The organism is Streptomyces sp. NPDC030798, assembly GCF_055572275.1.
The window spans coordinates 425,613-447,008 of record NZ_JBVIDR010000002.1; the positions used below are offsets into that span (position 1 = coordinate 425,613).

A 21,396-nucleotide genomic window follows, 5' to 3' on the forward strand; every position below is an offset into this window, starting at 1 on the left:
CGCTGTGGGACGACGGCTGAACGGGCGCGCGCCGCGCACTACCCTTCCCTCATGACCACGCTCTCGCCGTACGACTCGATGTCCCCGGTCACCCAGGCCGCCTACCGGGCCAAGGCCGCCGCCGCCGACCTCGCGCCGCTGCCGCGCGCCGAGAAGGACGACGCGCTGCTCGCCATCGCCGACGCCCTGGAGGTCCGGACCGGCGAGATCGTCGAGGCCAACGCCAAGGACGTGGCCAAGGCCCGGGAGAACGGCACCAGCGAGTCCATCGTCGACCGGCTCACCCTCACCCCCGAGCGGGTCCGCGCCATCGCCTCCGACGTCCGCGACGTCGCGAAGCTGCCCGACCCGGTCGGCGAGGTCGTCCGCGGCTCCACCCTGCCCAACGGCATCGACCTGCGTCAGGTCCGCGTCCCGCTCGGCGTCGTCGGCATCATCTACGAGGCCCGCCCCAACGTCACCGTCGACGCCGCCGCCCTCTGCCTGAAGTCCGGCAACGCCGTCCTGCTGCGCGGCTCCGCCTCCGCCTACGAGTCCAACACCGCCCTCGTCCGCGTCATCCGCGACGCCGTCGGCGGCTCGGGCCTGCCCGCCGACGCCGTCCAGCTGGTGCCGGGGGAGAGCCGGGAGAGCGTGCGCGAGCTGATGCGCGCCCGCGGGCTCGTCGACGTGCTGATCCCGCGCGGCGGCGCCTCCCTGATCCGGACCGTGGTCAACGAGTCCACCGTCCCCGTCATCGAGACCGGCACCGGCAACTGCCACGTCTACGTCGACGCCGCCGCCGACATCGACATGGCGATCGACATCCTGGTCAACTCCAAGGCCCAGCGGCCCAGCGTCTGCAACGCCGCCGAGACCCTGCTGGTCCACCAGGACATCGCCCCCGAGTTCCTGCCCCGCGCCCTGGACGCGCTCGCCGAGGCCGGCGTGACCGTCCACGCCGACCCGCAGGTCATGGCGTACGCCGAGGACTCCAAGGCCACCGTCGTCGAGGCCACGCCGGACGACTGGGACACCGAGTACCTCTCGTACGACATCGCCGCCGCCGTCGTCGACTCCCTCGACAAGGCCGTCGCCCACATCCGGCTGTGGACCTCCGGCCACACCGAGGCGATCGTCACCACCTCGCAGCAGGCCGCCCGCCGCTTCACCCAGCTGGTCGACTCCACCACCGTCGCCGTGAACGCCTCCACGCGCTTCACCGACGGCGGCCAGTTCGGCTTCGGCGCGGAGATCGGCATCTCCACCCAGAAGCTGCACGCCCGCGGCCCGATGGGCCTGCCGGAGCTGACCAGCACGAAGTACATCGTCACCGGCGACGGGCACGTACGGCGCTGACCGGACGGCCCCACCGGGCCCGACCCGGCGCGCGGCGGCGGGGCCCGGGCGCGCGGCGGCGGAAAGGCGTCTCATCAGGCGGATGAATTTCCATACCGTCTGCCCAAATTGACCCCCCAGGTCTACTCTGGACCCGTGCCGGAGGACGTGGGGGGCACGCCGTTCCCTGACGGCTGGGAGCCCGACGACGACCACGACCACGGGGTGTCGGACGAAGAGTTCGCCTCCGTGGTCTTCGACGAGGCCTTCGTACGGGCGGCCGTGGTACACGAGCCGACCGCCGTCGAACGCCTCCTGGCCGCCGCGCAGGCCAGAGCCGAGGCCTCCGAGGCAGAAGCCCGCCGCGCCCGAGCCCGAGGCGAGCGCTACGACGACGGGTACGGCCCCGGGAGGACCTCTTTCGGTCATGATCCGGACGACGACGAACTGGACGACACCTACGTCCTCGGCGACCGCCACGGCCCCTTCGGGCCCTACGGGAAGCAGGTCCGCTGGCACCGGCCCGTCGCCTGGGTGCTCGCCGTCGTGATGGGCGTCGGCATGGTCGCGCTGGCCTTCGCCGCGGTCTACCGGGGCGCCTCCTCCAGCACCCGTGACCGGGTGCCGTCACCCGCCTCCACCGGACTGGAACAGGGCGCGGCATCGCCGCCCTCGGCCTCCGCCGACTCCATGCCGCCGGCCGTCTCGGCCATCCCGAGATCCCCCTGAACGCCCGCGCCCGCTCCTGGTGAGAACCTGTCAGAACTTGTGGTGCAGCGGGGCGTTTACCCGAGCCTCCCGGGACCTACCCTGAAAGTATGGGCGGGCCTGGAGACCCACCGGAGGGGACACCCGAGGGCGGCCCCGGAGGTGCAGAGGACGAGTACCGATCCGTCGTGTTCGACGAGTCGTTCGTCCGTGCTGCCCGGCTCCAGGAGTACTCCGCGCAGGAACGTATGGCCGACCACGCCCCCGCCGTACGCCGCCGCCCACCCCTGCACCGCGGACTGACCCGGCAGGCGCTGATCCTCCTCGTGCTGATCGCCCTCGCCTTCGGCACCGCGATCTACATGGGCGTCCGCCACCCCTACAGCGCCCCCCAGGCCCGGCGCCCCGTCGCGCCCCTGAGGATGAGCGTCGTCCCGCTGACCCCGCAGGGCAAGGTGCCCGGGGCGGCCGACGCCGAGTACCTGTACCGGCACAGCCCCGCCGCCGACTTCGAGGTGGGCGCCGAGGGCATCCCGATGCCGGCCTACCGCAGCACCGCCCACTTCTCCGAGAGCCAGGTCCAGGCCGCCCTGACCATCGCCCGGAACTACCTCGTCCGCTCCTCCCTCTACCCCGAGGTGCTCACCGGCCGCCAGGTCCGCCCCGCCCGGGCCCTGATCGACGCCGACCAGCTCGACCAGTTCGACCAGAGCTTCGACCACCCGGTGGCGGACGGCAGCCACGCCCCCACCGGCTGGCTGGTCCGGCTCGACCCCTCCCTGGTGCAGCTCGCCGACGACCGGATCCGCGTCCAGGGCACCCTGCAGGCCGCCGAGACCGACCCGGCCACCCTGGAGGTCGGCGCCGACACGATCTTCGTCTATGCCCTGCGCCGGGCCGGCGCCGCCGACGCCCCCGTGTCCCTGCTCACCGTCCGCCGCGAGATGACCTTCCGCTTCAACCGTGACGACCTGCGGGTGGGCCAGATCCAGCTGGTGACCTCCTCCACCCAGGCCGGCCCGCTGCCCTGCGCACAGGACGCCTCCGCCTATCTGCGCCCGCTGCTGGCCGGCCAGAAGGCCCGCGACGGCCACCCGGCCGACACGAACCCCTACGCCACGGACAGCGCACCGGCCCTGTGCGGCACGCTGGCCGCCGACGCCCAGCCGAAGGTGTGAGGCGCCGGCCCGCCCGCGCCGCTACTCCTGCCCGTCGCCCTGCCCGTCCCGGGGCGCCTCCTTCGACGGGGGCGGGCTGCGGAAGCCGTCGAAGCCCCGGCGGACCCGGCCGCCCAGGTCACCGGCACCGCCCGCGAGGTCCGTCACCAGCTTCATCAGCGGGTCCTTGGACGTCTTCACATCGCTCGCGTAGCTCGCCGCGGACTCGCGGAAGGAGTCACTGACCGAGGTGTCCTGGTCCGCGCTGCGCCGCGGGTAGTGCCCGTCCATGATCCGCTGGAAGTCCCGGGACTCGGACCACTTCTTCAGCTCGGCCGCCCGTATGGTGGCGAAGGGGTGCGAGCGGGGCAGCACGTTCAGGATCTTCAGCACGGAGTCCCGCAGGTCGCCCCCGGACTCGTACTCCTCGGCCTGCTCCAGGAACGCGTCCACGTTCATCTCGTGCAGATGGTTGCCGCCCGCGATCTTCATCAGGCCCCGCATCGAGGCCCGCACGTCCTGGCCCACCAGCAGCCCGGCCCGGTCCGCCGACAGCTCCGACTTGCGGAACCACTCCCGCAGCGCCGTCACGAGCGCCATGACCGCGAGGTTGCCCAGCGGGATCCAGGCGATCCTCAGCGCCAGCGTCGTCAGGAAGAGCAGAATCGTGCGGTACACCGAGTGGCCGGAGAGCGCGTGGCCCACCTCGTGCCCGACGACCGCCCGCATCTCCTCCTCGTCGAGCAGCTCCACCAGCCCGGTGGTGACCACGATGATCGGCTCGTCCAGCCCGATGCACATCGCGTTCGGCTGCGGGTCCTGGTTCACGTACATCGGCGGGACCTTCTCCAGGTCCAGGATGTAACAGGCGTCCAGCAGCATGTCGTGCAGGTGCGCGAACTGCCGCTCGGAGACCCGCACCGAGTCGGACAGGAACAGCAGCCTCAGGCTTCGCTCCGGCAGCAGCCCGCTGAGCGCCTTGAACACGGTGTCGAAACCGCTCAGCTTGCGCAGCGCCACCAGAGCCGACCGGTCGGCCGGATGCTCGTACGCACGCGAGGAGATCCCGGGGAAGCGCCTGCGCTGCCTGCTCGGCACGCGCTCGTGCCCCGTCTGCTCGCGGCCGTCGTCGGACATTGTGTCTCCCCCATGTGCGTGTGAGTGGCCTGTGCGTGTGCCTGCCCTGTGCCCCCCGAGGCGGAGCCCAGCCTAGGCGGAGATACCGTGGGGCAGTACAGCCGAAGGAGTCCCGTCATGGAGCACCACCCCGCAGCCACCTGGCTGACCGAGGCCGCCGCGAGCGCCGTCCAGCAGCACGGGGCGGGGAATCTGCTCCGGATCGTCCTGATCGTGATGGTCCTTGGCTGCGCACTGACCGCCTGGTTCCTGCTGCGCGGCTACAAGCGGAAGGACGACTGACGGGCCGCGGAAGTTCCCGGCCCCGCCACCGGCCCCCGCCCCCGCCCGCGCCGACAGCGGAGTCGGCGTGATCGCCGTCGGGCCGCCCGCATACGATGAGCCGACATCTTTATCCCGCCCACACGCGATAGGTCCTGCCGAAGATGAGCCTTCACAGCGCCGCAGCCCAGTTGGTCACCCTCGCCGAAGCCGAGGGCGGCCACCACAACAGCCTCAACCCGGCCGTCACCGGCGGCAGCGCCCTCGCCATCCTGCTGCTCCTGCTGTGGATCACCACCCGCTTCAACCGCGACCGCTGATCCCGCACCCCGTCCCCGGCCGGGGCCCTCAGGCCGGGCCGGTAGGGTCTGCACGCATGGGAGAGCAGGACATGCCTACCGGTCCGGCGCACGAGACGGCCGGGCCCGCGGCCGACGCCGCCGCTCAGCACGCCGGCCCGGAGGCCCGCACCGCGAGGGCCTCGGCGTACCGTCCGGGCCACGGGCCCGTGCGCATCGGCAAGCGCCGCCTCGGCGTCATGGGCGGAACGTTCGACCCGATCCACCACGGGCACCTCGTGGCGGCCAGCGAGGTCGCCGCGCAGTTCCAGCTGGACGAGGTCGTGTTCGTCCCCACCGGCCAGCCGTGGCAGAAGTCCCACCGCTCGGTCTCCCCGGCCGAGGACCGCTACCTGATGACGGTCATCGCCACCGCCGAGAACCCGCAGTTCTCCGTCAGCCGCATCGACATCGACCGCGGCGGCCCCACCTACACCGTGGACACCCTGCGCGACCTGCGGGCTCTCAACCCGGACACCGACCTGTTCTTCATCACCGGCGCGGACGCCCTCGCCCAGTTGCTGACCTGGCGCGACAGCGAGGAGCTGTTCTCCCTGGCCCACTTCATCGGCGTCACCCGCCCCGGCCACCACCTGACCGACCCCGGACTGCCGGAAGGCGGCGTCTCGTTGGTCGAGGTGCCCGCGCTCGCCATCTCCTCCACGGACTGCCGCGCGAGAGTCGCCAAGGGCGATCCCATCTGGTACATGGTGCCGGACGGAGTCGTGCGCTACATCGACAAGCGCGAGCTGTACCGCGGCGAGTGAGCCGAGAGGGGCACCGGTGAACGACCGATACGACGCTGGGTACGGGGACGGCCAGTACGAGATCGTCGGCTACGACGAGTACGGCCGGCCTGTCTACCAGCAGGTAGCGGCGCAGCAGACTCCGCACCAGCAGGCCTACGACCCGTACGCCCAGCAGGGCTACGGCTACGGTGCCTACGACACCGGGCAGCAGCAGTCCGCCGCCCCGGCCTACGACTCCTACGGCTCCCGCTCCCCGTACGACCCCTACGACCCGTACGGCACCGGCACCCAGGCGGCCGCCCCCTACGACCCCTACGGGCAGGCCGCGGCCGGCGGACAGCAGCCCCGCGTCGCCGAACAGACCGCGTACATCCCCCAGCAGGCGGGCCCCGTCGAGGAACCGCCGGCCCCGCAGGAGCCCGAGGAACGGGCGCCCGCGCGGGAACGGGAATACCACACCGAGCAGTTCGCCTTCGTGGAGGAGCCGGACGGTGACTCCGAGGACGTCATCGACTGGCTGAAGTTCACCGAGAACCGCACCGAGCGCCGCGAGGAGGCCCGCCGCCGCGCCCGCAGCCGGATCATCGCCCTCGCCGTCGTCCTGGCGCTCGTCGCCGTCGGCGGGGTCGGCTACCTCTGGTACGCAGGGAAACTGCCCGGTCTGTCCTCCTCCGGCTCGAAGCAGGGCACGGCGACACCGGTCGGCGCCCAGAAACGCGATGTGATCGTCGTCCACCTGCACAACACCGGCAAGGGCGGCACCTCCACGGCGCTGCTGGTGGACAACACCACCACCCGGCAGGGCACCACCGTCCTGCTGCCCAATTCCCTCGCGCTCACCGACGACGACGGCTCCACCACGACCCTCGCCAAGTCCGTGGACGACGACGGCGCCTCGGGCACCCGCGACCAGCTCGACACCGTCCTCGGCACCGACATCCAGGGCACCTGGCGGCTGGACACGCCCTACCTGCAGAACCTCGTCGACCTCGTCGGCAACATCGACGTCGACACCAATGCCGACGTCCCCGACCCGGACAGCAGGAAGAAGAGCACCTCCCCGCTGGTCCACCGGGGCAAGGGCCAGACTCTCAGCGGCAAGATGGCCGTGGCCTACGCCACCTACCGCGCCGCCGGGGAGTCCCCGAACGCCCAGCTCGAGCGGTTCGGCCAGGTCATGCAGGGCGTGCTGCGCAAGATCTCCTCCGACGCGGGCGACGCCACGGTCACCGTGCAGACCCTCGCGCAGATCCTCGACCCGCCGCTGACCGACAAGGACCTCGGCGCCTTCCTCGCCAAGCTCGCCGACCTGGCCAAGGGCGGCGACTACAAGACGGCCCTGCTGCCCGTGCAGCCCGACGGCACGCTGAGCGCCGGCACCAGCGACAGCGTCGTCAAGGACATCCTCGGCGGCACCGCCAAGAGCCCCGACGCGGGCTCCGCGGTCCGGGTCTCCGTGCAGAACGCCACCGGCCGGAAGGACGACACCGAGAAGGCCCGCGTGGTCCTCCTCAACGGTGGCTTCACCTTCCTCGACGGCGGCACCGCCACCGGCGCCCAGGCCGCCTCCAAGGTGGTCTACGCCGATGCCGCCGACAAGGAGAACGCCTCCGAGGTCGCCAAGACCCTGGGGTTGCCCGCCGGCTCCGTGGCCAAGGGCAAGGTGTCCTCGGGCGCGGACGTCCTGGTCGTCCTCGGCAGCACCTACAAGCCCTCCTCCCAGTGAGCGGCCCGGCCACCCCACGTGATGCCACTTATCACGTGGGGTGCGCCCGGCGGTCCGTGAGACCCTTGAGGTCAAGTGACCGCCGACGGAAAGCCATGTAGTGACCGCCACCGACCGTTCCCTCGAGCTCATCAACACCGCCGCCCAGGCGGCGGCCGACAAGCTCGCCCATGACGTCATCGCCTACGACGTCAGCGACGTGCTCTCGATCACGGACGCATTCCTGCTGGCCTCCGCGCCGAACGACCGCCAGGTCAGGGCGATCGTCGACGAGATCGAGGAGCGCCTGCTGAAGGAACTCGGCGCCAAGCCGGTACGCCGCGAGGGCGACCGCGAGTCCCGCTGGATCCTGCTCGACTACGTCGACATCGTCGTCCACGTCCAGCACAGCGAGGAGCGGGTCTTCTACGCCCTGGAGCGGCTGTGGAAGGACTGCCCCGAGCTGGAGCTGCCCGCCGACGCCAAGGCCACCCGCGGCAAGGCGGAGGAGCACGCCAGGCTGCAGGCCGCCGAGGCCGCCGACGAGCCGGACGGGGAGTGGCGATGAGCTCCACCGGCGAGGTGAGCGACCGCACGGGCCGGGGCCGCCGCATCATCCTGTGGCGGCACGGCCAGACGGCCTGGAACGTGGAGCGCCGCTTCCAGGGCAGCACGGACGTCGAGCTGACCGATACCGGCATCGGCCAGGCCCGCCGCGCCGCCCGGCTGCTCGCCTCCCTGCGGCCCGACGCGATCATCGCCTCGGACCTGCGGCGCGCCTCGGACACCGCCGCCGAGCTCGCGGCCCTCACCGGTCTCGACATCACCCGCGAGGAGGGGCTGCGCGAGACCTACGCGGGTGTCTGGCAGGGGCTGACGCACGAGGAGATCATCGCCCGCCACGGCGACGAGTACGCCGCCTGGAAGCGCGGCGAGGCGGTCCGCCGCGGCGGCGGCGAACTGGAGACCGAGGTGGCCGACCGCGCCGCCCCGGTCGTGCTGCGCCACGCCGAGAAGCTGCCCGAGGACGGCACCCTCGTGGTGGTCAGCCACGGCGGCACCATCCGCACCACCATCGGCCGGCTCCTGGGCCTGGAGGCCCGGCACTGGGAGAGCTTCGGCGGCCTCTCCAACTGCTGCTGGTCCGTGCTCGGCGAGGGCGCCCGCGGCTGGCGCCTGCTCGAGCACAACGCGGGCACCCTCCCGGAGCCCGTCCTCGGCGACGACGACTGAGCCGCCCCCGGGCACGCCGCCCCGGCCCCGGGGCCCCGGATTTCACTTTCCGGCAGGTCGCAGGCTAAAGTTCTTCTTGTTCGCCCCGCCGAGCGGGAAGAACGAGCGAGGGGCTATAGCTCAGTTGGTAGAGCGCCTGCATGGCATGCAGGAGGTCAGGAGTTCAATTCTCCTTAGCTCCACGGATCGGCACTCTGTTGAGTTGTCAAAGATCGGTGATGAGGATCCCGTCCCCTCAGGGGGCGGGATTTTCTGCTTCCCGCAGGACCACGAGCTTGTGGCGGCCCTCGTCGTCCACCGGCGTGTAGACGACGATCCGGCACTCCGGCATCCCGTCGATGGACAGCGACTGCGAGGTCATCCGTATCTCGCCCACCGCCCGGTGACGGAAGGTCTTCACCCTGGGCCCCGGAGGCGTCACCTCACCGCTCGCCCACAGCCTCGCGAAGCAGGGGCTCGCCGCCGACAGCGCGCGTATGAAGTCCTCCCAGGCGGGCTCGCCCACGTGTCTGCCGTACGCGGAGCGCAGCGTCGCCACCATCACCGGCAGCTCCCGATCCCGGTGCACCACCGGACAGGACTTCTCCGGCACGGTGAACAGCGTCCACAGCGCGTTGGGCATCCCGGAGGGGGCACATGGCACCGCGAACAGGTCCCGGTAGCCGGGGTTGGTGGCCAGGATGTCGTATCGCGCGTTGTAGACCACCGCGGCCAGCGGGGCGAGGGCGTCGATGATGCCCTGCACCCCCGGACTCACGCGCCGGGTCAGGCCTTCCGGTGCCGGCTCGAAGGGCACCTCCGCCAGCCGGTACAGATGCTCCCGTTCCGGCGGATCCAGCCGGAGCGTCCGCGCGACCGCGTCCAGCACCTGCGGCGAGGCGTTGATCGGCCGGCCCTGCTCCAGCCACGTGTACCAGGTCACCCCCACCCCCGAGAGCTGCGCGACCTCTTCCCGGCGCAGTCCGGGCGTGCGCCGGCGCAGCCCCGGCGGCATGCCCACGTCGGCCGGGGTCACCCTGGCCCGCCTGCTGCGCAGGAAGGCGGCCAGCTCCGGCCTGCGGCGCTGTGTCGTCGTTGCCATCCCCGGTCCCCCGATTCCCCCGTCGTCCGTTCCCATCGTCGGCACCCGGCCCGGGTGCTGCCAGGTGCTGGCAGTACCAGCATCGGCGGGCACTCGGCACCCGTACCGGCCCGTCGTCAGGCTCGAGGCCATGACGACCACATCCCGAACCGGGCCGAGTCCCGCACCCGTTCCGAGCTCTGCGCCCAGCGAAGCACCCGTCACCGACAGTGAAGCACCCGCCACTGACAACCGGCCCCGACTGCTGCTCGCGGTGCTGCTCACCGCCCTGTTCATGGCGGCTCTCGACGTCTTCATCGTGAACGTCGCCGCCCCGACGATCGGTTCCGAACTCGGCGCGTCGGGCGCCGAGCTGCAACTGGTGATCGCCGGCTACGCCATCACCTACTCCGTCCTGCTGATCACCGGTGCCCGGCTCGGCGACCGGCTCGGCCACGGGCGGGTCCACGTCGCGGGCCTCGTCCTGTTCACCGCGGCCTCACTCGCCTGCGGCCTGGCGCAGGGGGCCACCGAGCTGATCGTGTTCCGGCTGGTGCAGGGCGCGGGAGCGGCGCTGATGATCCCGCAGGTGCTCAGCCTCATCCAGCGCACCTTCACCGGCGAGGCGCGGGCGCGGGCGCTCGGCGCCTACTCGGCGGTCCTCGCCGTCGGTGCGGCCGCCGGGCAGATCGTGGGCGGCGTGCTGGTCAGCGCCGACCTGTTCGGCACCGGCTGGCGGCCGGTGTTCCTGGTCAACGTGCCGGTGGGTGTGCTCCTGCTGGTCCTCGGCAGGCGGGTCCTGCCGCCCCGGCCCGGGCGCGAAGCGGGAGGGGAGCGGGCACGCGCCCTGGACCTGCCGGGCCTCGTGCTGCTCGGCGCGGCCGTGTCGTTGCTCACCGTCCCGCTGGTCCTCGGCCAGGAGGAGGACTGGCCGCTGTGGTCCTGGGTGTCGCTGGCCGGCGCGGTGGCGCTGTTCGCGGCGTTCTGCGGCTACGAGTCCCGGCTGGCCCGGCGCGGCGGCGCCCCGCTGATCGCACCGCGGGTCCTGCGGCACCCCGGGATCGGCCTCGCCGTGTTCCGCATCCTGGCCGTCATGTCGGTCAACGCCGGTTTCCTCTTCGCGCTCACCCTGCACGTCCAGGGCGGTCTCGGCTACAGCGCCCTGCGGGCCGGGCTGAGCTTCGCGCCGACCGCGGTTGTCTTCGGCGCGGTCAGCCTGACCTGGCGGCGCTGGCCCGCGGCCTGGCAGCGGGCGCTCACCCCGGCCGGGTTCGCGCTCACGGCGGCCGGCGTGGCCGTGGTCGGCCTGGCCTTCCACGGCGGCGGCGACGGGGGTGCGCTGCTCTACGCGGGCTACGTCGGCGTCGGCGGCGGCCTCGCGCTCGCCTTCAGCCCGACGCTCACCCGGGCGCTGGCCACCGTGCGCCCCGAGGACGCGGCCGACGCCAGCGGGCTGCTGGCCACGGTCGTCCAGCTCGGTCAGCTCCTCGGGGTCGCGGCGTTCGGCACACTGTTCCTGAACCGGCTTGAGTCACTCGAGGCCCTGCGGGCGTATACCTCTGCGGAGGCGTTCTCGGTATGCGCTTGGGCGCTGGCCGGCACGGCCGCGGTGGGGGCTGTGTCCGGACTGGTACTGAGGCGTCGCTGACCGTATTGGCCCGGCCGTGGCAGAATCAAACGGCCGGAAGGGGGCGCGGCCCGACGGGAGGGAGTAGCGATGCCTGCGAGCATCCTTGAGGAGGGCGGCCACCTCCTCGGTGCGGCGTTGATACGGGACACGACCACCCGGCTCAGCTGCCCTTCCTGCGGTTCCGCGCACGTGGCGCAAGTTCTCGGCGACAACGGCGGAATCTCCTACGTGTGCACGGCCTGCGGCCACAGCTGGAGCTGATCGATGGGTGCACACAGGCGAAAGTGCGACTGGTGCGGCAGCGGCACGCCGATCGTCCGTGACATGGAACCGATCAACCCCGACTACCAGTACTGGTGCGAGGAGTGCGCGCGGGCGCTGATCATAAAAGGCGACCCGATCGAGACCTATCGGGAGCTGGAGGGCGAGCCGATCTACGGCCGGCTGCTTGAGGAGCACTGCACACTCAAGAGGTTCTACTCCTTCGTCACCGCTTGACGCGCCGCCGACCGCGACCGGGCTTCTGGCAACGATGTCCGGGCCAGGGCGAGGAACAGCGCGCCGGCTCCCGCGTAGAGGGCCGAGACCGCCAACTGCACGGCGCTCTGACGCAGTTCCGGCCGCGCGCTGCCGTGCGGCACCCACCAGGGGGCGTACGAGCAGAAGACCAGTGCGGTGCCCACGGCGGCCCTCCGGCGCGCGTGCGTCCACAGCAGCAGCACCATGGGCACGCACCACACCCAGTGGTGCGTCCAGGACACCGGGCTGACCAGCAGCGCCGTGACCGCGCACGCGCACACCGCCCAGGACCGGGTGCCGCGCAGCTCGGCCGACACCGCCACCGCGAGCCCCAGAGCGCCCACCAGGGCCGCGCAGGCGACCCAGACGGCTCCCGGGTCCGGGGTGTGCAGCAGGCGCGCCAGAACGCCGCGCAGGGCCTGATTGGCGCCGTCCTCGGTGCGCCCGACGCGGTCGCTGCGGAACACCATGACCGTCCAGTACCGCCAGGAGTCGTACGGCAGCGCCGCCGCGGCGAGCAGCGTCGCCCCGGCGAACACGGCGGCCGCCCCGCGCGCGTGGCGCAGCCACGGCCCCCCGTCACCGCCCCTGAGGCGGGCGACGACGCCCGTGGCGAGCAGGAACAGCGGGAAGAGCGCGGGCGTCAGCTTGACGGCGGCGGCGAGCCCCAGGCCCGCCCCGGCCCAACGGCGGCCCCGGCCCGCGGGCCGGCGGGACAGGTCCCACAGCACCACGACGGCCAGCAGCAGGTTGACCTGGCCGTAGCGCAGGGTCGTCCAGACCGGCTCGCACCACACGGCCACCGCCGCGACCCACCAGACGGTCTCCACGCGCGCGTGGCCGACGAGGTTCAGGGAGAGCCGGACGAACACCACCAGGAGTGCGAGATTGCCGGCCGTCGCCAGTGCGCGCAGGGTGAGCGGGTCCGGCACGGTCAGCGCGGTGAACAGCAGGGCCGCGAACGGCGGATAGGTGGAGGTCAGGTGGGCGGCCGTGGCCCGCAGCGCGTAGAGGTCGTCTCCCGCGCGGACGGCAGCACCCTCGGCCCGGTACGTCATCAGGTCGACCATCGACACGTGTGCGGCCCACTGTGCCAGCCAGCACGCCGTGAACGACACCAGGCACGCGGCGACGGCCAGCGACACCCGGCGCCTGGCTCCGGAGAACGCGATCAGGGTCACAAATGGGGACATTAGCGTCTGAATCGTGGCAGACGGGAAACCGATTTGGTGATGCACCCCGGTGACCGTGTAATGTTGGCGTCGCCGCCGGGGAAACCGGGCGGAACTCAGCAAGGGGCTATAGCTCAGTTGGTAGAGCGCCTGCATGGCATGCAGGAGGTCAGGAGTTCAATTCTCCTTAGCTCCACAGAAGTCGAAGGCGGACCGTTCGAACGGATGGTCCGCCTTCGGCGTGTTCCGGGTTGTCGTCGGGCACGGTGTGGCCCGAAAGACGCGACGGCGGGTCGCCGGTGTGACCCGCCGTTCGTGTGCTCAGCGTCCGAGGGCGCGGCGGCCGCGTCCCTGCGACAGCACCGGAAGGTTGCGCGACGGTGCCTGCCCGCGCGTGTCCTCCTCGATCCGCAGCGCCAGCGCCGGGCAGCGCCGCACCGCGCGCAGCGCCTTGGCCTCCGCGTACCGCGGCACCTGCGCCTGCGCCACCGTCGGGAAGCCGTCCGCGCCCAGCTCGAAGACCTCCGGCAGGATGTCCGCGCACAGGCCGTGGCCCCGGCACAGCGTCCAGTCGACGTAGATCTTCTGGCGGCTGGAGCCGGTCTCCGCGGGCTCTCCGCCGCCGGGGATGCCCGTCGGGGCCTTGCCGCCCTCGAAGAGCGGCAGAACGCCCTCCACGGGCCGTCCGCAGCCGTTCCCGAGGACGTGTGCGGCCAGGTCGTCGGTGAACGCCTTGATCGTCGACTCCAGGAACATCGCGGAGCCGTCCGGGTGCGAACACGCCCCCCGCCGCTTCACGTTCTTCGCGACCTGCTTCAGCGCCTCCAGGGCGGCCGGTCCGCCGCCGTTGAGGATGTCCTCCATGCCGCGAGCGGCGGCGGGCAGCCCCAGGTAGCAGGGTCCGCACTGGCCGGCGCTCTCCTCGGCCAGCCACTGAGCCACCCGCAGCGACTCGCCCAGCGGGCAGGTCTCCTGGCTGATCGGCAGGATCGCGCCGGCGCCCAGCGAACCGCCCACCGCGTCCAGCGAGTTGCGGGAGACGATCGCCTCGTTGACGGTGGCCGCGTCGATCCACTTGCCGTGGTAGCCGCCGGTCAGCACGCCCTGCGGCACCGGTGGGGCGCCGGCCAGCTGCAGGACGTAGCGCAGCGGCACGCCCGTGGGGACCTCGAGCACCATCGGGCGGGCGACCGCACCGGAGACCGTGAGCATGACGGTGCCCGGTTCGTCGTACAGGCCGGTGTTGCCGTAGCGCTCCGGGCCGATGCGGGCGGCGATGGCGAGCTGCGCGAAGGTCTCCGCGTTCGACAGCAGGGTGGGCGCCCCGCCGACGCCGCTCTGCGAGGCGCTGATCTTGCGGCCGGGCGGGATCGCGGGGCCGCCGTCGACCGAGCGGATCAGCGACGCGGCGGCGCCGGTGACCATGCGCACCGGGTTGCGCTGCACCCACGCGCGTAGAGCCGACCTGCGGCTGTTGCTCAGGCCCCGTTCGGCGAGCGCGGCCTCCATGGAGCGCTGCGTGGACTCGCGGGTGACGCCGATGACGAGGGTGCGGGCACCGAGCGCCTCGGCGCACAGCAGCGCGCCGTCCAGGATGAGGTGCGGGGCGCGGTTGATGAGCACCGTGTCCTTGCGGCAGGCCGGCTCGTCCTCGCTGCCGTTGACGACGACGACCGGCCGCACCCCGCGCTTGATCGCCGAGTCGGCGACCGAGCGGAGCTTCTTGTGGAACGGGAAGCCCGCGCCGCCGCGGCCCTTGAGACTGATGCGCTCGGCGAGCTGGGCGAGCTGTTCGCCGCCCAGGGGGTCGAGCGGCCCGTGCACCTTCAGGTGCATGGGCAGATCGAGCCGCTCCACAAGGTCGAAACCCGACGTGAGCTGGGGAAGGCCGACCACGCGGACTTCGGGGACGTCGGGCAGGGCCTCGTTCACCTATAGCCTCCGGAAGGCATGTTCCAAGGTTCGCCCGAACCCGGCGTGTCGAAGGACGCACCGGGGGTTGGTTCATTGGCGGGACCGCTGTTGTACGTGTCGTTCGAGTTGTACGTCCCGAAGCCGGCGTTCGTCTCACCGGTGTTGTACACATCACCCCCGCCGTACCCGCCTGCACCCGAATTGTTGTAGACCGGGATGGTGTTGTAGCCCGTGTCCGCGAGCGGGTCGTACGCCGACGGAGGCGCCTCGCCGACCGGCGGCGGCGACGGGACGGGCCAGCTGCCCGAGGTGCTGGAGGGGCCGTCCACGCGCGGCATCGCCTCCGTCGCCTGCATGTCCGGCGGCAGGTCCATGCGCGCGGTCCGGCCGGCCCCGAAGGGCTGCTGCGACGGGGAAGGCGTCGAGACGGCCCGGTAGGCGGCCGCGAACCCGGACGCGGGCTCCGGGGTCGCGGGGCGCGCCGGAGTGTCGTAGAGGGACGTGGAGGGCGCCGCCGCGCGGGGGGAGGCGCCGGTGTCGCCGAACGCCGCCTGCCGCTCGTAGCCCGGCAGCGCGGACGCGCCGGCGCCGACGGACACCGTCTCCGACATCCTGGCCCGGTTCGCGTCCAGGTCGTCGAGCTCGCGCCGGTCCTCGCCGCCCAGCATCCCGACGAGCCGGTCGGCGACCTTGCGCTTGAACGAGCGGGGCGCGGCGCGCAGCGCCAGGGCCGCCATGATGCCGAGCAGGCACAGCTCGTACGAGATCATGAAGAACGGCTTCGCCGCGCGGCCCGCGAACAGGCCGTGGATCAGCGCGGCGCACAGCGACGGGTAGGCCAGCATGTGCATGGCGCGCCAGCGCGCCGCGACCGGCGCGGGGGTGGCGAACTGGTTGCGCAGCGCGCCGGTGACGCCCACGAAGATCATGAGCAGGCCGGCCAGCGAGCCGAGGCCGATGAGTCCGCCGCTGCCCGAGACGCCGAGGCTGAAGGGGATCAGCGCGGCGATCAGGACGGTGTGCTGCAGCGCCAGCTTGATGGTGATGTGCACCAGGAGGAACGCGATCGAGGCGACGGCGAGTACCCGGTGGATGCCCTGGGCCACGATCCGCTGGCGCGTGTTGAGGAAGATCCGGTCCTGGGTGACCAGACCCCAGATCACCGAGCTGGTGAGGCTGACGAGGGACAGGACGCCCGCGCCGAAGTTCAGGAAGTCCTGGAGCCAGGTGCCTCCGTAGAGCACCACCACAGGTATGAGCAGCAGGACGACAGCCGTCGCCACCCCATAGGCCGAGCGGCCCGGTTTGGGGAGCGAGGTGTTACTGGAACGAGGGTTCATGGGGGCAACTCCGAGCAGTTTCGGGAAAGCGGTCCCGCTGCCGAACTCTAAGTGGCGCCATACCGATCAGTACGAGGTTTGAGTTATTGCGTTGTTATCAAAGGACAATGCGCCTGGGATGTTGTCCCTTAGGGGGTGTTACGCGGAGTAAGTTTTGACCTTGGTTCAGTTCTGGCGGGCTTCGTGACATGTCCCCCACGCATACGGAAGCGCGTCGCCGCTTGCTCAAGGCCTGCGGTACCCTAACGCCATGCGTGCCGTACGCCTTCTGCTTAGCGGGCCGCGCTGATCAGTACCGACCACGGTCGAGCCGTGTGGTCGGCATCGGCGCGGCGTCCCCTCCTGTGCGAGGGGTTTTTTCGTTTCCGCAGGCAGAGACGATCGATGGAGCTTTGAGGATCATGAGCGAGACGAACCCCGCTGCCACTGCCGAGGTGGCCGCGCCGCACCGCTACACGGCCGCCCTGGCGGCCGAGATCGAGGCACGCTGGCAGGACTTCTGGGACGCCGACGGCACCTACGCGGCGCCGAACCCCAAGGGTGACCTGGCCGGCGACCCGGAGCTGGTCGCCCGGCCCAAGAAGTTCATCATGGACATGTTCCCGTACCCCTCCGGCGCGGGCCTGCACGTCGGCCACCCCCTGGGGTACATCGCGACCGACGTCTTCGCGCGGTTCCAGCGCATGACCGGCCACAACGTCCTGCACACCCTGGGCTTCGACGCCTTCGGCCTGCCCGCCGAGCAGTACGCCGTGCAGACCGGCACCCACCCGCGCGTGTCCACCGAGGCCAACATCGAGAACATGAAGGCCCAGCTGCGCCGGCTGGGCCTGGGCCACGACAAGCGCCGGTCGTTCGCCACGATCGACCCGGACTACTACAAGTGGACCCAGTGGATCTTCCTGCAGATCTTCAACTCCTGGTACGACCCCGAGGCGCGCAAGGCCCGCCCGATCTCCGAGCTGATCGCCCAGTTCGAGTCCGGTGAGCGCGCGGTTCCGGGCGCCACGCGCGCGTGGGCCGAGCTGAGCGCCACCGAGCGCGCCGACGTCCTGGGCGAGTACCGCCTGGCCTACGCCTCCGACGCGCCGGTCAACTGGTGCCCCGGCCTGGGCACCGTGCTGGCCAACGAGGAGGTCACCGCCGACGGCCGCTCCGAGCGCGGCAACTACCCGGTCTTCAAGGCCAAGCTGCGCCAGTGGAACATGCGCATCACCGCCTACGCCGACCGGCTGCTGGAGGACCTGGAGGAGCTGGACTGGCCCGAGGCCATCAAGCTGCAGCAGCGCAACTGGATCGGCCGCAGCGAGGGCGCCCGCGTCGACTTCCCCATCGACGGCGAGCGCATCACGGTCTTCACCACCCGCCCGGACACCCTGTTCGGCGCCACCTACATGGTGCTGGCGCCCGAGCACCCGCTGGTGGAGAAGTTCACCCCGGACGCCTGGCCCGAGGGCACCCACGACGTGTGGACCGGTGGCCACGCCACCCCGGCCGAGGCCGTCGCCGCCTACCGCGCGCAGGCCGCGTCGAAGTCCGACGTGGAACGCCAGGCCGAGGCCAAGGACAAGACCGGCGTCTTCATCGGCGCCTACGCCACCAACCCGGTCAACGGCGACAGGATCCCCGTCTTCATCGCCGACTACGTCCTGATGGGCTACGGCACCGGCGCGATCATGGCCGTCCCCGCGGGCGACCAGCGCGACTTCGAGTTCGCGCGCGCCTTCGAGCTGCCGATCCACTGCATCGTCGAGCCGACCGACGGCCGCGGGACCGACACCTCGACGTGGGAGGACGCCTTCGCCTCCTACGACGCGAAGATCATCAACTCCTCCAACGACGACGTCTCCCTGGACGGCCTGGGCGTCGCCGAGGCCAAGGCCCGCATCACCGAGTGGCTGGAGCGCGAGGGCATCGGCGAGGGCACGGTCAACTTCCGCCTGCGCGACTGGCTGTTCAGCCGCCAGCGCTACTGGGGCGAGCCCTTCCCGATCGTCTACGACGAGGACGGCATCGCCCACGCGCTGCCCGAGTCGATGCTGCCGCTGGAGCTGCCCGAGGTCGAGGACTACAGCCCGCGCACCTTCGACCCGGACGACGCCGACACCCAGCCCGAGACGCCGCTGTCGCGCAACGAGGAATGGGTCAACGTCACCCTGGACCTGGGCGACGGCCGCGGTCCGCGCCCGTACCGCCGCGAGACCAACACCATGCCCAACTGGGCCGGCTCCTGCTGGTACGAGCTGCGCTACCTGGACCCGCACAACGAGCGGCAGCTGGTCGACCCCGAGATCGAGCAGTACTGGATGGGCCCGCGCGAGGGCCTGCCGCACGGCGGTGTCGACCTGTACGTCGGCGGCGCCGAGCACGCCGTGCTGCACCTGCTGTACGCGCGCTTCTGGTCCAAGGTCCTGTACGACCTGGGGCACGTCTCCTCGGCCGAGCCGTTCCACAAGCTGTTCAACCAGGGCATGATCCAGGCCTACGTCTACCGCGACAGCCGGGGCATCGCGGTGCCGGCCGCCGAGGTGGAGGAGCGCGACGGCGCCTACTACTACCAGGGCGAGAAGGTCACCCGGCTGCTGGGCAAGATGGGCAAGTCCCTGAAGAACGCGGTGACTCCGGACGAGATCTGCGCCGAGTACGGCGCCGACACCCTGCGCCTGTACGAGATGGCCATGGGCCCGCTGGACGTCTCCCGGCCCTGGGACACGCGCGCGGTGGTCGGCCAGTTCCGGCTGCTGCAGCGGCTGTGGCGCAACATCGTCGACGAGGCGACCGGCGAGGTGACCGTGGCGGACGCCGAGCCCGACGAGGAGACGCTGCGCGCCCTGCACAAGGCGATCGACGGCGTGCGTCACGACCTGGAGGGCCTGCGCTTCAACACCGCCATCGCCAAGGTCACCGAGCTGAACAACCACCTGACGAAGGCGGGCGGCGCGGTGCCGCGCTCCGTGGCCGAGCCGCTGGTGCTGATGGTCGCCCCGCTGGCCCCGCACATCGCCGAGGAACTGTGGCGCAAGCTGGGCCACACCGACTCGGTCGTCCACCGGGACTTCCCGGTCGCCGACCCGGTGTACGTGGTGGACGAGACCGTGACCTGCGTCGTGCAGATCAAGGGCAAGGTCAAGGCCCGCCTGGAGGTGCCTCCGGCCATCTCCGAGGAGGAGCTGGAGAAGGTGGCGCTGTCCGACGAGAAGGTCGTCGCGGCGCTGGGCGGCGCGGGCATCCGCAAGGTGATCGTGCGGGCGCCGAAGCTGGTGAACATCGTTCCCGCCTGACGCCTGACGCCTGACGCCTGACGCCTGACGCCTGACGCCTGACGCCTGACGCCGGGGTCCGTCGGGCGTCGGGGTAGTCCCCTACGGGCAGGTTCGGGGTTTTTCTGGAACTCCGGGCCTGCCCGCAGCGTTTACCGTGGAGAGCGCAGCGGCGCACGCCGTGCCGGCCGGAGGAGGAGCGTCATGGAAGCAGTGATCACCGTGTTCGCTCTGCTCTTCCTGCTCTTCGTCGCCCTCGGCGCGTATGTCACGGTCAAGGCGGTCGGCGCCGCCAAGCGAGGCGTGGACCGGACGATCGCGCAGGCCAGGCGCACGGTCGAGGACCACACCCTGCGCGCGAAGTCCTTCGCCCAGCCGGGCCCGGCCGGCGAGATCGCCCAGCTGCGGCTCACCCTGCGCACCTCGATGCGCGCCACCCACGACGCCCTGTACGTGGGCGCGGCCGAGGACGAGTCGCTGAAGGAGTCCCTCGGCCTCTTCGAGAGGCTGAGCGCGCACGGGCACGAACTGGACGCCGATCTCAAGCGCCTGGAGTCCGAGCCGGACCGGGCCACCCTCGCCGCCCAGCTGCCCGGGCTGCACCGGCGCACCGAGCGCATCACCAAGTCCGCCGACTCCCTGCGCTGGGCCGCCCGCGACCGCGCCCGCCGCTTCTCCGACGACGACCTGGACGCGCTCAGCGCCCAGATCGACGTCGAGGCCGGAGCCCTGCGGCACTGGACCCGGACCGACCCCACCGCGCAGGAACCCCCGCCGTGGCCCGACGCCCCGACCGCCGCCGACGCCCCCACGACACGGCCCCAGACCTGGCAGGAGCCGGCCGCCTCCCACCCGGCGCAGGAGCCGGCGGCCCCCGCGATCAACCCGGCGACGCCACGCCCCGCCCACCCCTGGCAGAAGAAGCCGCGCCCCGAGAGCACCATGTGAGCGAGCCCGTCCGGGACCGGCAGGCAGGGGCCGGGCTGCCGCGCCGCCACCACGGCAGGTAACCTCCAGCTCATGTCCCGCCATGTCGCGATCGTCACCGATTCAACGGCCTACCTGCCGCCGCGGACGATGGAGCGCCACGGCATCACCGCGGTGCCCCTGACCGTGGTCCTCGGTGACCAGGCGCTCGAAGAGGGCACCGAGATCTCGACCCGCTCCCTGGCCCAGGCGCTGCAGAAGCGGCGCCCGGTCACCACCTCCCGCCCCAGTCCCCAGGTGTTCGCGGAGACCTACCGCAAGGTCGCCGAGTCCGGCGCGAGCGGCATCGTCTCCCTGCACCTGTCCGCCGAGTTGTCCGGCACCTACGACGCGGCGGTGCTCGCCGCCCGCGAGGCACCGGTGCCGGTGCGGGTCGTGGACACCGGGATGATCGCGATGGCCCTGGGGTTCTGCGCGCTCGCCGCCGCCCAGGCGGCCGAGGCCGGAGGCACGGTGGACGAGGCCGTCACGGCCGCCGAGAAGCGGGCCGCGGGCACCTCCGCCTACTTCTACGTCGACACGCTGGACTATCTGCGCCGTGGCGGCCGCATCGGCGCCGCGCAGGCCCTGCTGGGCTCCGCACTCGCCGTCAAACCGCTGCTGCAGCTCGACGGTGGCCGCATCGAGCCGCTCGAGAAGGTCCGCACGGCGTCCCGGGCCATCGCCCGCCTCGAGGAGATCGTCGCCGACCGGGCGGGCAGCGGTGAGGTCGACATCGCCGTCCACCATCTCGCCGCCCCCGACCGGGCCTCCGCCCTCGCCGACCGGCTGCGGGCCCGGGTGCCCGGCCTGGCCGAGCTCCATGTCAGCGAGGTCGGCGCGGTGATCGGGGCGCACACCGGACCAGGGCTGCTGGGAGCGGTCGTCTCGCCGCGCTGAGGCCTCCGCCCTCAGGACCGCTCACTCGTG

At 71.9% G+C, this 21,396-nt stretch carries 20 protein-coding genes and 2 tRNA genes; 17 read left to right on the forward strand and 5 right to left on the reverse strand.

Annotated elements, in window-relative coordinates; translation table 11 throughout:
* Positions 1-51 precede the first annotated feature (51 nt).
* The 3 genes from ACZ404_RS06400 (at position 52) to ACZ404_RS06410 (ending at position 3,203) form a co-directional block, all read left to right on the forward strand.
* A complete protein-coding gene (locus tag ACZ404_RS06400; RefSeq protein WP_468436474.1) occupies positions 52-1,338 on the forward strand; it encodes a glutamate-5-semialdehyde dehydrogenase in 1,287 nt (428 codons plus the stop codon).
* Positions 1,339-1,473: 135 nt separating this feature from the next.
* Positions 1,474-2,046: an SCO2584 family spore wall biosynthesis protein gene (locus tag ACZ404_RS06405; protein WP_468436476.1), complete on the forward strand. Its 573-nt coding sequence runs from the start codon at positions 1,474-1,476 to the stop codon at positions 2,044-2,046.
* 89 nt (positions 2,047-2,135) lie between these two features.
* Positions 2,136-3,203, forward strand: coding sequence for an SCO2583 family membrane protein (locus ACZ404_RS06410; RefSeq protein WP_468436478.1), 1,068 nt, complete (start codon positions 2,136-2,138; stop codon positions 3,201-3,203).
* A gap of 21 nt (positions 3,204-3,224) precedes the next feature.
* Here ACZ404_RS06410 and ACZ404_RS06415 read toward each other — a convergent pair whose 3' ends face one another.
* Positions 3,225-4,319, reverse strand: coding sequence for a M48 family metallopeptidase (locus ACZ404_RS06415; RefSeq protein WP_468436480.1), 1,095 nt, complete (start codon positions 4,317-4,319; stop codon positions 3,225-3,227).
* A 117-nt stretch (positions 4,320-4,436) separates the two neighbouring features.
* On the opposite strand from ACZ404_RS06415, the gene ACZ404_RS06420 reads away from it, so the two are divergent.
* From ACZ404_RS06420 to ACZ404_RS06450, 7 genes are all read left to right on the forward strand, one after another.
* Complete coding sequence (locus ACZ404_RS06420; protein WP_468436482.1) at positions 4,437-4,601, forward strand: hypothetical protein; 165 nt, start codon at positions 4,437-4,439, stop codon at positions 4,599-4,601.
* 143 nt (positions 4,602-4,744) lie between these two features.
* Complete coding sequence (locus ACZ404_RS06425) at positions 4,745-4,900, forward strand: hypothetical protein (protein WP_194293880.1); 156 nt, start codon at positions 4,745-4,747, stop codon at positions 4,898-4,900.
* A gap of 56 nt (positions 4,901-4,956) precedes the next feature.
* The gene (gene nadD, locus ACZ404_RS06430; RefSeq protein WP_468436484.1) at positions 4,957-5,685 is read left to right on the forward strand and encodes a nicotinate-nucleotide adenylyltransferase; all 729 of its coding nucleotides are present in this window, start codon (positions 4,957-4,959) and stop codon (positions 5,683-5,685) included.
* Positions 5,686-5,701: 16 nt separating this feature from the next.
* A complete protein-coding gene (locus ACZ404_RS06435; protein ID WP_468436486.1) occupies positions 5,702-7,393 on the forward strand; it encodes an LCP family protein in 1,692 nt (563 codons plus the stop codon).
* A gap of 100 nt (positions 7,394-7,493) precedes the next feature.
* Entirely contained in the window at positions 7,494-7,940 is a 447-nt protein-coding gene (gene rsfS, locus ACZ404_RS06440; RefSeq protein WP_468436488.1) for a ribosome silencing factor, read from the forward strand.
* Positions 7,937-8,605, forward strand: a complete 669-nt coding sequence (locus ACZ404_RS06445) for a histidine phosphatase family protein (RefSeq protein ID WP_468436490.1) — start codon at positions 7,937-7,939, stop codon at positions 8,603-8,605. Before rsfS ends, ACZ404_RS06445 begins: the two co-directional genes overlap by 4 nt.
* Before the next feature lie 109 nt (positions 8,606-8,714).
* Positions 8,715-8,787, forward strand: a tRNA-Ala gene (locus tag ACZ404_RS06450).
* A gap of 53 nt (positions 8,788-8,840) precedes the next feature.
* On the opposite strand, the gene ACZ404_RS06455 is transcribed toward ACZ404_RS06450, so the two are convergent.
* A complete protein-coding gene (locus ACZ404_RS06455; RefSeq protein ID WP_468436492.1) occupies positions 8,841-9,686 on the reverse strand; it encodes a helix-turn-helix transcriptional regulator in 846 nt (281 codons plus the stop codon).
* A 256-nt stretch (positions 9,687-9,942) separates the two neighbouring features.
* On the opposite strand from ACZ404_RS06455, the gene ACZ404_RS06460 reads away from it, so the two are divergent.
* The 3 genes from ACZ404_RS06460 to ACZ404_RS06470 all read left to right on the forward strand — a co-directional run bounded on the left by ACZ404_RS06460 (position 9,943) and on the right by ACZ404_RS06470 (position 11,793).
* A complete protein-coding gene (locus ACZ404_RS06460; RefSeq protein WP_468437168.1) occupies positions 9,943-11,313 on the forward strand; it encodes an MFS transporter in 1,371 nt (456 codons plus the stop codon).
* Between the two features lie 69 nt (positions 11,314-11,382).
* Positions 11,383-11,556 carry a hypothetical protein gene (locus ACZ404_RS06465; protein ID WP_116151156.1) on the forward strand — a complete coding sequence of 58 codons (174 nt, stop codon included), beginning with the start codon at positions 11,383-11,385 and terminating at the stop codon, positions 11,554-11,556.
* Positions 11,557-11,559: 3 nt separating this feature from the next.
* Positions 11,560-11,793, forward strand: coding sequence for a hypothetical protein (locus tag ACZ404_RS06470; RefSeq protein ID WP_006136074.1), 234 nt, complete (start codon positions 11,560-11,562; stop codon positions 11,791-11,793).
* Here the strand turns inward: ACZ404_RS06470 and ACZ404_RS06475 are convergent.
* Complete coding sequence (locus ACZ404_RS06475; RefSeq protein ID WP_468436494.1) at positions 11,772-12,995, reverse strand: glycosyltransferase 87 family protein; 1,224 nt, start codon at positions 12,993-12,995, stop codon at positions 11,772-11,774. The two genes, ACZ404_RS06470 and ACZ404_RS06475, sit on opposite strands and share 22 nt — an antisense overlap.
* Positions 12,996-13,109: 114 nt before the next feature.
* On the opposite strand from ACZ404_RS06475, the gene ACZ404_RS06480 reads away from it, so the two are divergent.
* Positions 13,110-13,182 (forward strand) — tRNA-Ala (locus tag ACZ404_RS06480).
* A 125-nt stretch (positions 13,183-13,307) separates the two neighbouring features.
* Here the strand turns inward: ACZ404_RS06480 and ACZ404_RS06485 are convergent.
* Together ACZ404_RS06485 and ACZ404_RS06490 are read right to left on the reverse strand one after the other, a co-directional pair.
* Complete coding sequence (locus tag ACZ404_RS06485) at positions 13,308-14,918, reverse strand: NADH-ubiquinone oxidoreductase-F iron-sulfur binding region domain-containing protein (RefSeq protein WP_468436496.1); 1,611 nt, start codon at positions 14,916-14,918, stop codon at positions 13,308-13,310.
* Positions 14,915-16,240: a cytochrome b/b6 domain-containing protein gene (locus tag ACZ404_RS06490; protein ID WP_468436498.1), complete on the reverse strand. Its 1,326-nt coding sequence runs from the start codon at positions 16,238-16,240 to the stop codon at positions 14,915-14,917. Before ACZ404_RS06490 ends, ACZ404_RS06485 begins: the two co-directional genes overlap by 4 nt.
* A gap of 401 nt (positions 16,241-16,641) precedes the next feature.
* On the opposite strand from ACZ404_RS06490, the gene leuS reads away from it, so the two are divergent.
* From leuS to ACZ404_RS06505, 3 genes are all read left to right on the forward strand, one after another.
* Positions 16,642-19,521, forward strand: a complete 2,880-nt coding sequence (gene leuS, locus ACZ404_RS06495) for a leucine--tRNA ligase (protein ID WP_468436500.1) — start codon at positions 16,642-16,644, stop codon at positions 19,519-19,521.
* A 183-nt stretch (positions 19,522-19,704) separates the two neighbouring features.
* Positions 19,705-20,448, forward strand: coding sequence for a hypothetical protein (locus tag ACZ404_RS06500; RefSeq protein ID WP_468436501.1), 744 nt, complete (start codon positions 19,705-19,707; stop codon positions 20,446-20,448).
* Positions 20,449-20,520: 72 nt separating this feature from the next.
* Complete coding sequence (locus tag ACZ404_RS06505; RefSeq protein ID WP_468436503.1) at positions 20,521-21,366, forward strand: DegV family protein; 846 nt, start codon at positions 20,521-20,523, stop codon at positions 21,364-21,366.
* Positions 21,367-21,396 lie beyond the last annotated feature (30 nt).